The organism is Pseudomonas sp. P9_35 (assembly GCF_034008205.1).
Classification (GTDB): domain Bacteria; phylum Pseudomonadota; class Gammaproteobacteria; order Pseudomonadales; family Pseudomonadaceae; genus Aquipseudomonas; species Aquipseudomonas kilonensis.
Map to the genome: position 1 here is coordinate 2,960,858 of NZ_CP125373.1, position 13,880 is coordinate 2,974,737.

Here is a 13,880-nt window from a genome sequence, read left to right on the forward strand (position 1 = left end):
ATCGCCGTAAGGGTCTGGTTAAGGTTCAAGCCGAGGATTTCACCAAACGTCGAGAACCCGGCCAGAGGCACATCGCCGAAAATGCCGGCCATGCTACCCAGGTCGCTGCTGTTGTTGAGTCGCCGCAGGATGCAATCGTTGAGAATGGCGGCCACCGGACGGCCGCCTTTGCCCTTGAGGAATTTCTCGTAGTCGAGTCGGGTCGCCTCGCGAAGGGGCGTGCGCTTGACCATCACCAGCTCTTCGCCGGGCGCCACGTCGCAGAACAGCTGGATGATCTGCTGCTGATAGTCGATACGGGCAATGGAGCGCACGAACAGCTCATCGCCCACACGGATGGCGAATGAATGATCGGCCAGCTTCTTTTCCAGTGCCTGCGCACTGCACTCGAATGCATCGCACAGCGCCTGGACCATGCTCTTGATGTTGCCACGGCTGTCGATGACCTGGTCGATGGTGCGGTCTTCGACCGACGCGGTCAGCACGCTGAACGTCAGCCCGGCAGGTTGGAAGTTCTGGCTCTTGAACACCCCGAAGCGCACATCCGCCGCGGTTTTCAGGAAGACAATCTGCGCGTGGTTCTGATAACTGCGCTGCCCATCACTGATCAGGGTCTTTTTGAAATCCGTCTTGCCACCGGCCGAGCCGCCGACGAACAGGCAGGGGAAACGTCCCGATTCATAGAGCGCCTCCATAAAGAACGACTCGGAAGCCGAAAGACCATCGAACACCACGTAGGCCAGGGTATCGCGATGATCAATGGGTGTGCTTACTTGCGCCTGCTTGATGTTAGCCACCAACCTGGCGATTCGCTCACGCATGGCCAAGCGCTTGCCGCCACCGCGAATGTCCTCGCACTCCAGCGGCACCATCACCACCTCGGCCGACACAATCACACTGGCGTCAAACAGCTGCAGCACCACTCGATCCCAGGTATCGCCGGTCTGGCAGTACAGCGTGTTCGCGCCGTTGCACAGTTCGCCCGACGTCGTGCACAGGCTGATGGCGCTGTGGGCGAAGTGCTTCTTGACCTTGGCGGCGATCTGGTCGATGTCCAGGTGTGGGGAGATGAACCCGGTGATCAATACCGGCGTGATGCGCACGCTGGCCAGCGCCTGATCAAGTTCAGCAGAGGTGCAGACCACGCTTATCGCGCCTTGAGTCTGGGCGCGGGCCTTGTTGAATAGATTCAGTAGGTTCATGGCTGGACTCGGTTGAGCGCGACGTGACGCGTACGCGGTATGCGTGCGGAGTCCCTTCTCTGTAGCGGTCACGGCTGGGGGCTTGTATGGGCGTGAGCTTGTGCTATTTGCGGGGGCGGCCCATAGGGGCTTTTGGTTGGGGTTTACTACGTCTGTTGGTTAGCGACTTTCGTATAGGTCCAGGGGAGGTCTATAAAAAAAATCAGCTCCATGACGCCTGGACGGCAAACCGACACCCGCTATGCTATCGACGATGGCGTCTTGCCATTTTCCACGCCCACCCCAACCAACCCCAGGCGCGAGACGAGAACCTGCCCGTCATCGCCCTTTGCAGAGACAATCCATGAATACATACAAAGCCGTGTCCGGAGTGGCCTGGGGTGTTTTGTTGGGTTGCATCGGCCAGGCCAACGCTTTTCAGCTTTCGCCGGATGGCACCTTGGCTGAGCGGGAGATGGCCAAGAAATACGGGGTTTCCTATAAGGCGACGGTGCCTTTCGCCAGTTTTGCGCTGCACAATTTTTCCGATCCTGCCCATGAGGCGCTGACGCAGAAGATCTATGGGTGCGACGGGGATTGGCAGGAGTGCAGCAACCCCAACCTGGAGAATGCCGGTGCCTACATCATTGCCGGGGTTCGCTGGAACGATGATCCGGTGTTCATGCCGGGCGCGGAAGATGCCAAGACCAAGGGCTGCGATGGGCGTTATTCGGTTGGTTTTATCTCGCAGACGCGGTGCTGGGTAAATCTCTTCGAGAAAGCCGAGAGCAAAAGCGCTTCTGATCCGATGGCGTTCATGGGCGCGGGGAACTACATCTCTCGTTCGCATTTTGGCGACCTGCAGTTCTTGCATTCCATGGCTTCCCAAGAGGGCGCCACGCCAGAGCAGACCAAGCGTGAAATCATGATGTGGGCCGAGTTCGCCTGGGGTGTTGCCGATGGGACCTATCCCATCAATACCTATTTGAAAGACATCAAGATCGAAGGCTGGGAGCAGCATTTCAATAACGGGCAGACCGTGCAGGATCTTTTTGCCGTGGGGCGTCCATGGCTGCGGGCAAATGTGAACCAGGTGGCGTTTGGCAGCTTGCTTCACCTTGTCCAGGACAGCTTTGCCGGTGGGCATGCGCAGCGACGCGAAGAGGTGCTGGGTGACAAGTGCATGGGCGGTGCCGAGGCTGTGCTGGGGCGAATCGAGGAGTTTCATTCTTACGCCCGGCAGGATCATGCCAAGCACAAGGCCGATGACGCCAGTTCAGTCGCCAGGATCATGCTGATGGCCCATGAACCGGACGTCGTGGATGCGGGCAAGAAGCTGAGAGGGTTTATCGCCGATCACAGGAAATGGGCGGATGTCAGGCCTTATCTGGATGAGTGTGTTTTTGCGCTGGCCAATGAAACGACTCCGGCGTCGGCGGGTGATGGATATAAGCTGGAGACCAGCCGCTGAGCACCTGACGAAAAACTGGTGGGAGCGAGCTTGCTCGCGATAGCGGTGTGTCAGGCAACTTCGATGTTGATGGTCATGACGCTATCGCGAGCAAGCTCGCTCCCACACTGGGTTAGCAGTGGGACCTCGGCTTTTCGACTTGCACAGCACTCTGTGGGAGCGAGCTTGCTCGCGATAGCGGTGTGTCAGGCGACTTCGATGTCGACGGTCATGACGCCTTCGCGAGCAAGCTCGCCCCCACAGTAGCCGCAGAACGATGTGCCTTACTTACCCGCCGGCCGTTCGTTGACATTCGGCCTTCCTCGACCATCATTAAGTGCCTCCAGAGTCATCATTCCTCCAGAGGCACGATCATGGCGCAAACGGACATTCTCATTGTGGGGGCCGGCCCTACTGGATTGGTCCTGGCTTTGTGGCTCACCCGGCAGGGGCTTGCTGTCAGGATTGTCGACAAGAGCAGCGGGCCGGGGGAAACCTCGCGTGCCATGGCCGTCCAGGCCCGCACACTTGAGCTGTATCGCCAGCTTGGCATGGCCGGTGCGGTCATCGACGCTGGGTACAAGACCCCGGCCATGAACATGTGGGCCCGGGGGAAACGCAAGGCGCGGATTCCCCTGGTGGACGCTGGCGGGGATGTATCGCCTTATCCTTTTGTCCTCATATACCCCCAGGATCGTCATGAGCGGCTGTTGGTCGAGCAGCTTCAGTCCCTGGGCGTCGAAGTCGAGCGGCAGACCGAACTGCTGTCCTTCGAGGACCGTGGCGATCACGTTACCGCGCGCTTGAAACACGCCGATGGTCGCGAAGAAACGCTGACGACCGCTTACCTCGCAGGTTGCGATGGCGCGCGGTCGCTCGTGCGTCATCAGGTGGGAAGCGGCTTCGAGGGCGGCACCTACAAGCAGTTGTTTTACGTGGCAGACGTGTCTGCCAGCGGTTTCGAGCCTGCGGAGGAGGCCCATATCGCCTTTGATAAATCCGAATTCGTGTTGGCGTTTTTCTATGGCGAAACTGGCCAATATCGCCTGATCGGTACGGTTCGCGATGAACGCGCAGAGCATCCAGAGACGCTCACGTTCGAGGACGTTGGCCATGACGCCATCAACGGCCTGAACATCAGGATCAATGGCGTGAATTGGTTTTCCACCTACCGGGTCCATCATCGCGTCACGGATCAGTTCCGCTGGGGCAGGGCGTTTTTGCTGGGGGATGCTGCGCACGTCCACAGCCCGGCCGGTGGACAGGGCATGAACACCGGCATCCTCGACGCGATCAATCTGGCCTGGAAACTGGCGGCGGTCGTGAAGGGACAGGCACCAGACGCGTTACTCGACAGCTACCAGGTCGAACGCCAGGCGTTTGCGCAAAAGCTTGTGGAAACGACGGACCGGCTGTTCACCTTTGCAACCGCCCAAGGCAATTTTGCCGACTTCGTGCGCACGCGCATCGCACCGCTTTTTGCGAGTGTTGCCTACAAAAGCGAGAACGTGCGTGAGTACCTGTTCCGGATGGTGTCCCAAACCACCTTGAATTATCACGAGAGCCCGTTGAGTGCCGGCAAGGCGGGTGACGTGCTGGGCGGTGACCGTTTGCCCTGGGTACCGGTGCCAGGCGCTGACAACTACGAACCGCTCGCATCCATCGGCTGGCAGGTGCATGTCTACGGCGAGGCCGGGGCGGAGCTGAAAGCCTGGAGCAGCCAGCACCAGATCCCTCTGCACACGTTCACCTGGCGGGATGAGCATCATAAAGCCGGGTTGTGTCGGGACGCCGCCTATCTGCTGCGTCCCGATACCTACGTCGCCCTGGCGGATCCCCAAGCGTCTGCGGCAACGTTGAGCCGCTATTTCAGCGACCGGGGCCTGACGCTGCCGGCTTGAGCGCGTCAGGTGTGGCGATCGGCCCTCAGCCCAAATCCCCAGCCTCATGCCGCTCCGGCACTTGGCTCGCCTCATCCCCCCACGTACGGTTGACCCGCTGCCCGCGCTGGACGGCGGGGCGCTTGGCAATGTCTTCGGCCCAGCGCTGCACATGGGTGTATTCGTGGGCACTCAGGAATTCGGCGGCGCCGTACACGTTGTTGCGCACCAGTTGGCCATACCAGGGCCAGACCGCGATGTCGGCGATGGTGTAGTCATCGCCCACCAGGTATTGGCTTTCGCCGAGGCGGCGATCCAGGACGTCGAGTTGACGCTTGGCCTCCATGGTGAAGCGATTGATCGGGTATTCGAATTTTTCCGGTGCATAGGCGTAGAAATGCCCGAAGCCGCCACCCAGGTACGGGGCAGAGCCCATCTGCCAGAACAGCCAGTTCAGTGTTTCGGTGCGGCCTGCCAGGTCGGTGGGCAGGAGGGCGCCGAATTTTTCCGCCAGGTAGAGCAGGATCGAACCGGATTCGAAGACACGGATGGCAGGCTCCACGCTGCGGTCCAGCAGGGCCGGGATCTTGGAGTTGGGGTTGACCTCGACAAAACCGCTGGAGAACTGGTCACCTTCGCTGATGCGGATCAGCCAGGCGTCGTATTCCGCGCCCGTATGACCCAACGCCAGCAGTTCCTCCAGCAGGATGGTCACCTTCACGCCATTGGGCGTGGCCAGGGAATAGAGCTGCAACGGGTGCTTGCCAATCGGCAAGGTTTTTTCGTGAGTCGGCCCGGCGATAGGGCGGTTGATGCTGGCGAACTGGCCGCCAGACGGGGCGTCGTTTTTCCAGACCTTGGGCGGAACGTAGGACGCTTGGCTCATCGGGACATACCTCATCGTTTGCTTGTGGTGTGATCCCCCAGAGTCTACCGCTGTTCGTTCATGATCCGCGCCACTTCACCGGAAGCCTTGAGCTGCTCGAAAGCGCGCTGGGCCTTGGCGACGACTTCGTCAGGTGTGCTCAGGCTGAACGCCAGGTGGACCTTGTGGGGTTGCTCGTCGAGGGTATAGACCTCTTCCAGCGAAGTGAAATCCACTTGGGCATCCTTGCTCATCAGGCGCGCGGTGTTCTCCGGCAGCGGCAGCATTTGGATCTGGTGATTCAGCAGCTTTTGAAAGTTGTCGTGGTTGTTGGCCGAGATGACCAGCCGGGTAAACCCACGCTGTTGCAGGTAAATCTGCTTGGCGTCATTTCGCACCACGCCGATGCTGTACTGCTTGGCATCCTCAAGGTTGTTGACGGCGATGCCCTCACTGTCTCGCATCTTGTAGAGCCGGCTCGCCACCCGGTGTATTTCACCGACCCATTTGAACAATTGCTCGCGGGCCGGGGTGCGGTCCAGCGGGAAAATCAACACGTTAGGCTCGTGCAGCGCCTTTTCGTAGGCCCGGGCCCACGGGTACAGCGACAGGCTGTAGTCGGTGAGCTGGGCGTTTTTCAGCGTTTCTTCGGCGATGCGACTGCCCGGCCCGACGACCTTGTCATCACGCTGGTAGGCATAGAGGGAATCTTCGGTCACGACTTCGATCGTCTCGGCGTGGCTTTGCAGGCTGATCGAGGTGAGAAGCAGGCACGAGCAGAGTATCAGGCGATAGTGCATATACAGACCTCATGGCACGCGATGGTTTACAGGGCGACGCAATCGCGTCCCTTGTGTTTGGCCCGGTACAGCGCCTGGTCGGCGCGTTGCAGCAGTTGATCGAAATGGTCCATGGTCTCCGGGTCCAGCTCGGCGACGCCGATGCTCACGGTGACAAACGACGAGACCTTGGAACCGCTGTGGGGCAGTTCACGTTCCGCCAGGCTTGCACGGAAACGTTGGGCGGCCTCGCAGGCCTGGGCGGCATCGACGTTGGGCAGGACCACGACGAACTCTTCGCCGCCGACGCGCGCGGTCAGTTCGCCAGAGCGGCCGAACACGCTGCGCAGGGTCTCGGCGATCTCTTTCAAGCACAAGTCGCCCTGCATGTGGCCGTAGGTGTCGTTGTAGATCTTGAAGAAATCGACATCGCACATGAGCACGGCCAGCGGGGTCTTGTGGCGGATCGCCCGGCGAAACTCGATGTCCTTCAATTCGTCGAAATAGCGACGGTTGGCCAGCCCCGTCAAATCGTCGTGACGTGACAGGGCTTCGAGGGCCTGGTTGGCCGCCTTCAATTCTGCGGTGCGGGCCTCGACCAGTTCGGCCATTTGGTCGCGGCTGGCGGCAAGCACCAGCTCGTCCGAATGCTGGCGTTCCAGATGGGCGCGCAGATTGTCCTGGAGTGTATTGACCTGGTGTTCGAGCAGGCTCAGTTCGTCCTGGCGCTGCACCGCCCGTTGCAGCTTGAGGTGCCGCTTGAGGGTTTGCGGCGCCAGTTCGCCCAGGTGCCGGGCGATGTGCACCACATGCACGGTCACCAGCCGGTTGAACACGGTCATGATCAACCCGGCCAGCAGCAAGGACTGGATGAGCTGGGTGATGACGATGCTGCGTGCTTCGCCCCAGAGGCGCTCCCACAGCAGGTTATTGTCGCCTTCGATGGTCAGCTCGCCGACTTTTTCATGGGCCCCGGCATAGGGTTGTGCGATGAGTTGGCGATGCAGCACCGGCACCACGCCCGATTGACCGACGGGGTATCGATTGAGCTCGATGACTTCAGGCGCTTGCCCGGGGCGCAGGATGTTCAACACCAGGCGTCCCACGGGCGCTGCCATGGCGACGCTGGCGATTTGCTGGTCGAGGGATTCACGGTCCAGTTCCCAAATGGCATGGGCCAGGGTGTTCTGGAACACTTGGTCGATCAGGGCCAGCTCCGAATTCATCTCCGCCAGGTTGTTTTCCCAGGCCATCCAGGTGCGCCAGGTGACCATCACCAGGGTAAAGAGCAGGCAGAACAACAGCGTTGCCAGTACCAGGCGACGTCCCAGGGAGCTGAACGCCTTGGCCTGTGGTTGTAAGGAGGACGCCCTACGGAAATTGGCATCCATGTCATAACCATTTGCGCAGGATGGCATCGTAGACGCCATTGCGCCGGATGGTCTCCAGGCCCGCACGGAACTTCGCCACCGTATCGGCCGGCGTCTTGCGGCTGAATGCCATGCTCAAGCCGTCGGTGCTGCTTAGCTCGGGCAGCGCCAGCGAGCGGATCAGCAACTTGTCCGGGTCTTCGCCATTCTGGCGCGTCAGGTACAGCGCGTTGAGCTCATTGGAAATCCACAGCTCCACGTGATCGACCTTGAGCTTGCGGTAGTTGTGTTCGTACTTGGTGCTCGACTGCAGTTCTTCGCCGATGCGAAAGCCCTTCGAGACCAGGTATTGCTCACCCACGTCCTGATTGACCGTGGCGATCTGGTGCCCATGGGCATCGGCCAGCGAGTTGAGTTTCACCGGCCGGTCCGCCAGCGAGTAGATGTACCACTGCGTCGGGCCGATGCTGCCGACCCACTGGAAAAGCGGTTCGCGTGCAGGCGTGCGGACGATCGAGTAGATCAACACGTTGCTTTCATTGAGCGCCAGTTCGTAGGCCCGGGCCCACGGCATGGAATGGATAGGCGCGTCCATGCCGACCTCCTTGAGCACGGCCTGGACCACCTCGGTGCTCATGCCGGTCATTCGGCCGTTCTGCGTCATGTTGTAGGGCGGTAGCTCCTCCGTCACGATGCGCAGCGGCGCCTCTGCCGCACAAGCGCTTGCAGCGAGGAACATCAGGACGCCCCACATCAGCAGGCGATTCAGCGGCCAATCCATTGATCATTACCCTATGCAACTGGCAGAACCCGGAGGTCTGGGAGCTATTATTGTATAGGGTTATCGGCTGGGCTGGGGCCTGCTTGAGTCCGGCCTGTCGAAACTGCCAGCCCAGCCGAAGGATCAACCGTTCAACAACGTCATCGTTTGCGCCTGGTATCGGTCGCCCGCCACGGCACCTTCGCCTGCGAAAATCCCGTCCAGCTGGGCCAATTCACCAGCGCTCAACACCACTGAAGAAGCTGCCACGTTGCTTTCCAGGTACTTGCGCTGCTTGGTGCCCGGGATCGGGATGACATGGTCACCCTGGGCCAATACCCAGGCCAAGGCCAATTGCGCAGCGCTGATGCCCTTGTCCAAGGCCAATGCCTTGACCCGCTCTACCAGCACCAGGTTGCGATTGAAGTTGTCGGCCTGGAAGCGCGGGTTGAAGCGGCGATAGTCATCGGCGGCGAAGTCCTCCGGTGATTTCAGCTCGCCGGTCAAAAAGCCCCGGCCCAAGGGACTGTAGGCGACGAATGCAATGCCCAGTCGCTGGCAAGTCGCGAGCACGCCATTGTGTTCAGGCTCACGGGACCACAGCGAGTATTCGCTTTGCACCGCTGCCAGGGGATGCACGGCGTGGGCTCGCTGGATGGTCTCGGCGCTGGCTTCCGAGATCCCGATGTGGCGGACCTTGCCGGCCTTGACCAGCTCGGCCATGGCGCCGATGGTTTCTTCGACGGGCACTTCAGGATCGATGCGGTGCTGGTAGTAGAGGTCGAGGTAATCGGTATCGAGACGCTTGAGGCTGCCGTCGACAGATTGCCGGACGTAGTCGGGGCGACCATTGACGCCGCGGGCATGGGGATCGCTGCTGCGCACCAGGCCGAACTTGCTCGCCAGGTACAGGTTTTCACGCTTGCCACGCAGGGCCCGTCCGAGCAGTTCTTCGTTGGTATGCGGTCCGTACATGTCGGCGGTGTCGAACAGCGTCACGCCCAGTTCCACGGCGCGGTGGAGCGTGGCAATCGCTTCGCGCTCGTTCACACCCGTGGTGTAGAAATCCGACATGCCCATGCAGCCCAGGCCGATGGAGGAAACGTGAGGGCCGCGATGGCCGAGTTGGCGAGTCTTCATGCTGATAGCTCCTGGAAATGAACGACCTGTGCAGTCTCTATCAAGCGGTTTCCTGGATAAATCCATGATTATTGGTTTAACTATTCGTGATATCTAAATAGTGAGGCGCGAGATTGGACCGATTACAGGCCATGCAGGTGTTCCGGCGCATCGTTGAACTGGGCGGTTTTGGCAAGGCGGCCGATGACCTTGGGCTGCCCCGGGCCACTGTCAGCCTGCTGATCCAGCAGTTGGAAGCCCATCTGGGCGTGCAACTGTTGCAACGCACCACCCGACAGGTGCGCGCAACGCTGGATGGGCAAGCGTATTACCAGCGCAGCGGCCAGTTGCTGGACGACCTTGATGACCTGGAAAGTTCGTTATCGGCGCAACGCAGCCAGCCGCGCGGCACCTTGAAAGTGGACATGCCCATCGCCTTTGGTTGCACCTGGATCGTGCCGCGCCTGCCGGATTTCTATCGCCGCTACCCGGCGTTGCAACTGGACATCGGTTTTCATGACCGCCAGGTCCATCTGCAGCGCGAGGGCGTGGATTGTGCAATCCGCGCCGGCAATGTCGTCGACCAGGCGCTGGTGGCGCGGCCCATTGTGCGCCTGCATCAACTGACGTGCGCCAGCCCTGGCTATCTGGCCCGCGCCAGCACGCCCGGGCGGTTGGAGGATTTGACGGCGCACCGGGCCATAGGGTTTGCGTCTGGCAATGGACGGTTCTTCCCGTTCGAATTCGAGGTGGCGGGGCGGGTGCGTGAAATGCAATTGCCCAGTGACTTGAACGTCAACAATGCCGACGCCTATGTGACGGCCTGTGAAGCGGGATTCGGCCTGATCCAGGTGCCGCGCTATCACGTGCAACGGCAATTGGCCGAAGGCCGGTTGGTTCAGGTACTTGAGGATTACAACGTGCCAACGTGGCCGATCTCAGCGGTGTACCCGCCCCATCGACAGTTGTCGCCCAGGGTGCGGGTGTTTATCGACTGGGTGATCGAGCTGTTGCAGGGAGAGGCGGATGCCCAGCAGACGCTGATGGAGAGGGTGTAGGCCGAGCTGTTGATCGTTCCCACGCTCCGCGTGGGAATGCCTCTACGGACGCTCCGCGTTCGGCTTTTGAGTGGACGCAGAGCGTCCATGGCTGCATTCCCACGCAGAGCGTGGGAACGATCAATGTGGGAGCGAGCTTGCTCGCGATAGGGCCCTATCAGCCAATAGGACCTCAAGCCTTGACCCAGCGCTGGCGACTCCAGCTGCTCAACGTATCGACCGCGAAAACCAGTAGCAACATCGCCAGGATCACCGTGCTGCCTTGGGCTTCCTGGAACAGGCTGAGGCTGACGTAGAGCATTTGCCCCAGGCCCCCGGCGCCGACGAAACCGAGCACGCTGGCCATGCGGATATTGTTTTCCCAGCGGTACAGGACATACGCCAGTAGCTGGGGCAGGAGGTTGGGCAGCGTGCCGTAGCAGAACGCCAATACCGCATTGCCACCTTGCAGGCGGATGGCGTCGGCCGGTTCGGACGGGGTATTTTCCAGGGCTTCGGCGAACAGCCGGCCGAGCACGCCCGTGGTGTGCAGGGCCAAGGCCAGGGTGCCGGCATTGGGGCCGAGCCCGGCGGCCAGGACCATCAGCGCCGCCCACACCAGTTCTGGAACCGCGCGCAAGGCATTGAGTACCAGCCGCGAAGCGCTCTGCAGGGGCCAGCCGAAGCGCCCGGCCGCAGGCAAGGCCAACAGCAGGCCGAAGACCGCTGCGAGCAGGGTGCCAAGGGCCGACATGGCGAGGGTTTCCAGGGCGCCGTGGCCGATCGCCTTCAGGTGGCCCAGGCTCAGGTCCGGGCTGAGAAAGCGCTGCGCATAAGCGCCCATTCGGTGCAGGTTGCCGCTGTCGCCGAGCTCGCCCAGGTCGATGCCCAGGTAGACGAACGAGGCGACGACTGCCGCACCGATGCCCAGGACAATGACCGCGTTGATCAGGCGATTCATGCCAGCCTCCAGCGCAGCAGGCGGCTGAGTTGATCGGCGAGCAGCACCAGCATCAGGAACGTCAGCAGCAGGCTGGCCACTTCACCGCCAGCGAACATTCGCAGCGACAGGTCCATTTGTTGGCCCAGGCCTCCGGCACCGACGAAGCCCATCACCACCGAGGCGCGGATGGCGCACTCCCAGCGATAAACCGTGTATGACAACAGTTCCGCCGCGACATTGGGCAGGATCCCGTAGCAGAAAGCGGCGAGCCGGCTGCTGCCCGATTGCAGGAGCGCATGGGCCGGACGTTGGTCGACTGACTCGTAGATTTCCGCGTAGACCTTGCCCAACATGCCGCTGTAGGTAATGGCGATCGCCAGTACGCCGGCCGTGGGGCCGAGGCCGACGGCACGGACGAAGAGCAAGGCCCAGACGATTTCCGGGACGCTGCGCAGGAAGATCAGCAGGCCGCGCACCGGCCAGCGCAGCAGTTGACCCCAATAGCCCGGGTGCCCGGCACGGGAGGCCGCCGACAGCGACAGGGCGCGGCTGGCCAGCAGGCTCGCGGGCACCGCCAACAGCAGCGCCAAGGCCATGCCGGCCGTGGCGATCGCCAGCGTCTGCAAGGTGGCCTGCCACAGCAGCTCGACAAATTCGTCGCCATGGGCTGGAGGCCAGAAGGCCGCTACAAACCGGCCCATTTCGCTCTGGCTGTCGCTCGCCACCAGCACGCGAAGGTCCAGTTCGCTGAACTGGATGCCCGGCCACAGCAGGACGAGGGCCAGCAGAGTGAGCAGCAGGCGCGGGCGGGTAGCGGGGTCTCGGGTATCGCGTGTCAGCATCGGGGGATCTGCACGCTCAAGGACGAGGGGGGCGTCGGCGAAGACTGTAGCTGTTCGTTGGCGTAGAGCGTGTCGAGCAACTGACGGTCCACGGCTTCGGTTGGCAGGTCGAACAGGATCTGTCCATCGCGCAGGCCAATGACCCGGGAAAAGTGTGCCAAGGCCAGTTCCACCGCGTGCAGGCTGGCGACCAGGGTCACGTCGTGCTCCCGAGCATGGCGGCACAGCACCGAAAGCGTGTGCTGGGCCAATACCGGGTCCATGGCCGAAACCGGCTCGTCGGCCAGCAGCACCTCTGGCGCCTGGTACAACACCCGGGCAATGCCTACGCGTTGCAGCTGTCCGCCCGACAGCTGCTGGCATTGCGCGAACAATTTGTCGCCCAGGTCCAGCCGGGCCAACGCCGCCCTGGCGCCTGGAATATCCAGCGGATGCAGCAGGTTCAACAGGCTTTTGCCGATACCCCACTGACCGAGCTTTCCCGCCAGGACCGCGGTGACCACGCGTTGACGTGGCGGCAGCGGCGGCGATTGGTGGATCAGGCCGATGCGCGCACGCAGGCGCTGACGCTGGCGGGCAGACAGCTGCCAGGCGCGCTCACCGAGCAACTGCAGCTCGCCGCTACCGGGGCGCAGGGCGGTGGCCAGCAGGTTGAGCAGGCTCGACTTGCCCGCGCCCGATGGGCCGATGATGGCGACCTGCTCGCCGGTGCCGATGTGCAGGTCGATGCCCCGCAGCGCCTGGACGCCGTTGGCATGGGTAACGCTGACCTGGGTCAGTTGCAGGGTCATTTGAGCAGTTCGGCGGCGCGTGCGGCTTCCTCGATGCCCTTGTAGTTCTCAGGCTTGGTTTCGATGAAGCGGCTGGCGGCCTGCAGATCGAGGATTTCCTTGTCCTTCGGGTTGGCCGGATCGAGTGCCAGGAAGGCTGCCTTTATCTTGGCCGCCAACGCTGGGTCGAGGGTACCGCGCACCGTCCAGTTGTAGTCGAAGTAGGCTGGGGTGGTGGCGAAGACCTTGACCTTGGTCGTGTCGACCTTGCCGGCAGCGACCAGTTTTTCCCAGACACTGGCATTCAGCACGCCAGCGTCGACCTTGCCGGCCTGGACCCAGGCGACGGTGGCATCATGGGCGCCCGAGTAGCCCACGCGACTGAAGTAGCTTTCAGGCTTGATGCCGTCCTTGAGCATGAAATAGCGTGGCATGAGGCTACCGGACGTCGACGACACCGAACCGAAGGCAAAGGTCTTGCCCTTGAGGTCGGCGAGGGATTTGACGGCCGGGTCGGCGGTGATGAATTTACTGGTGAACTGGGCGTCCTGTTCGCGCTGGACCAGGGGGATGGCGTTGCCGGTTTTCAGGCGTGCCTGCACGAAGGTGAAGCCGCCCAGCCAGGCCATGTCGATCCGGTCGGTGGCCAGCGCTTCGACCACGGCGGGGTAGTCGCTGACGGGTACGAACTCGACTTTCATGCCGGTTTGCTGTTCCAGATAGGCACCCAGCGGCTTGAACTTGCGCAGCAGCTCGGTCGGGGCCTCATCGGGAATCGCACTGACTTTCAAGGTGTCGGCGGCCTGGGCCAGCAGGCTGCTAAGAGACAGGGCAACGCCGACGGCCAATGCCAGGGAACGCTTGAGCATGGAGGATCTCCGATA

Annotated in this window: 12 protein-coding genes and 1 pseudogene; 3 read left to right on the top strand and 10 right to left on the bottom strand. The window is 61.7% G+C overall.

Going from position 1 to position 13,880, the window contains the following annotated elements:
* Nucleotides 1–47 precede the first annotated feature (47 nt).
* A pseudogene (locus tag QMK47_RS28745) lies at nucleotides 48–1,202 on the bottom strand (FIST signal transduction protein); the annotation flags it as partial.
* 361 nt (nucleotides 1,203–1,563) lie between these two features.
* Between QMK47_RS28745 and QMK47_RS12930 the strand changes: the two are divergent.
* Both QMK47_RS12930 and QMK47_RS12935 read left to right on the top strand, forming a co-directional pair.
* Nucleotides 1,564–2,652 carry a hypothetical protein gene (locus QMK47_RS12930; RefSeq protein WP_320390327.1) on the top strand — a complete coding sequence of 363 codons (1,089 nt, stop codon included), beginning with the start codon at nucleotides 1,564–1,566 and terminating at the stop codon, nucleotides 2,650–2,652.
* A 353-nt stretch (nucleotides 2,653–3,005) separates the two neighbouring features.
* On the top strand, nucleotides 3,006–4,532 hold the full coding sequence (locus tag QMK47_RS12935; RefSeq protein ID WP_320390328.1) for an FAD-dependent monooxygenase: 1,527 nt from the start codon (nucleotides 3,006–3,008) through the stop codon (nucleotides 4,530–4,532).
* 25 nt (nucleotides 4,533–4,557) lie between these two features.
* Here QMK47_RS12935 and yghU read toward each other — a convergent pair whose 3' ends face one another.
* From yghU to QMK47_RS12960, 5 genes are all read right to left on the bottom strand, one after another.
* Complete coding sequence (gene yghU, locus QMK47_RS12940; RefSeq protein WP_320390329.1) at nucleotides 4,558–5,397, bottom strand: glutathione-dependent disulfide-bond oxidoreductase; 840 nt, start codon at nucleotides 5,395–5,397, stop codon at nucleotides 4,558–4,560.
* A 44-nt stretch (nucleotides 5,398–5,441) separates the two neighbouring features.
* Complete coding sequence (locus tag QMK47_RS12945) at nucleotides 5,442–6,176, bottom strand: substrate-binding periplasmic protein (protein WP_214511840.1); 735 nt, start codon at nucleotides 6,174–6,176, stop codon at nucleotides 5,442–5,444.
* 26 nt (nucleotides 6,177–6,202) lie between these two features.
* On the bottom strand, nucleotides 6,203–7,546 hold the full coding sequence (locus tag QMK47_RS12950) for a diguanylate cyclase (protein ID WP_258690979.1): 1,344 nt from the start codon (nucleotides 7,544–7,546) through the stop codon (nucleotides 6,203–6,205).
* Nucleotide 7,547: 1 nt separating this feature from the next.
* Nucleotides 7,548–8,306, bottom strand: coding sequence for a substrate-binding periplasmic protein (locus QMK47_RS12955; protein ID WP_258690980.1), 759 nt, complete (start codon nucleotides 8,304–8,306; stop codon nucleotides 7,548–7,550).
* 123 nt (nucleotides 8,307–8,429) lie between these two features.
* Nucleotides 8,430–9,425 carry an aldo/keto reductase gene (locus tag QMK47_RS12960; RefSeq protein WP_320390330.1) on the bottom strand — a complete coding sequence of 332 codons (996 nt, stop codon included), beginning with the start codon at nucleotides 9,423–9,425 and terminating at the stop codon, nucleotides 8,430–8,432.
* Nucleotides 9,426–9,538: 113 nt separating this feature from the next.
* On the opposite strand from QMK47_RS12960, the gene QMK47_RS12965 reads away from it, so the two are divergent.
* The gene (locus QMK47_RS12965; RefSeq protein WP_320390331.1) at nucleotides 9,539–10,462 is read left to right on the top strand and encodes a LysR family transcriptional regulator; all 924 of its coding nucleotides are present in this window, start codon (nucleotides 9,539–9,541) and stop codon (nucleotides 10,460–10,462) included.
* Between the two features lie 172 nt (nucleotides 10,463–10,634).
* On the opposite strand, the gene phnE (QMK47_RS12970) is transcribed toward QMK47_RS12965, so the two are convergent.
* Genes phnE (QMK47_RS12970) through QMK47_RS12985 form a run of 4 tightly spaced genes read right to left on the bottom strand, consistent with a single transcriptional unit; the run spans nucleotide 10,635 to nucleotide 13,865 of the window.
* Nucleotides 10,635–11,402 (bottom strand): phosphonate ABC transporter, permease protein PhnE, encoded by a 768-nt coding sequence (gene phnE / locus QMK47_RS12970; RefSeq protein WP_258690983.1) that lies wholly within the window; start codon nucleotides 11,400–11,402, stop codon nucleotides 10,635–10,637.
* On the bottom strand, nucleotides 11,399–12,226 hold the full coding sequence (gene phnE / locus QMK47_RS12975; RefSeq protein WP_258690984.1) for a phosphonate ABC transporter, permease protein PhnE: 828 nt from the start codon (nucleotides 12,224–12,226) through the stop codon (nucleotides 11,399–11,401). Before phnE (QMK47_RS12975) ends, phnE (QMK47_RS12970) begins: the two co-directional genes overlap by 4 nt.
* Nucleotides 12,220–13,017 (bottom strand): phosphonate ABC transporter ATP-binding protein, encoded by a 798-nt coding sequence (locus QMK47_RS12980; RefSeq protein ID WP_320390332.1) that lies wholly within the window; start codon nucleotides 13,015–13,017, stop codon nucleotides 12,220–12,222. Before QMK47_RS12980 ends, phnE (QMK47_RS12975) begins: the two co-directional genes overlap by 7 nt.
* Nucleotides 13,014–13,865 carry a putative selenate ABC transporter substrate-binding protein gene (locus QMK47_RS12985; RefSeq protein WP_253473927.1) on the bottom strand — a complete coding sequence of 284 codons (852 nt, stop codon included), beginning with the start codon at nucleotides 13,863–13,865 and terminating at the stop codon, nucleotides 13,014–13,016. Before QMK47_RS12985 ends, QMK47_RS12980 begins: the two co-directional genes overlap by 4 nt.
* Nucleotides 13,866–13,880 lie beyond the last annotated feature (15 nt).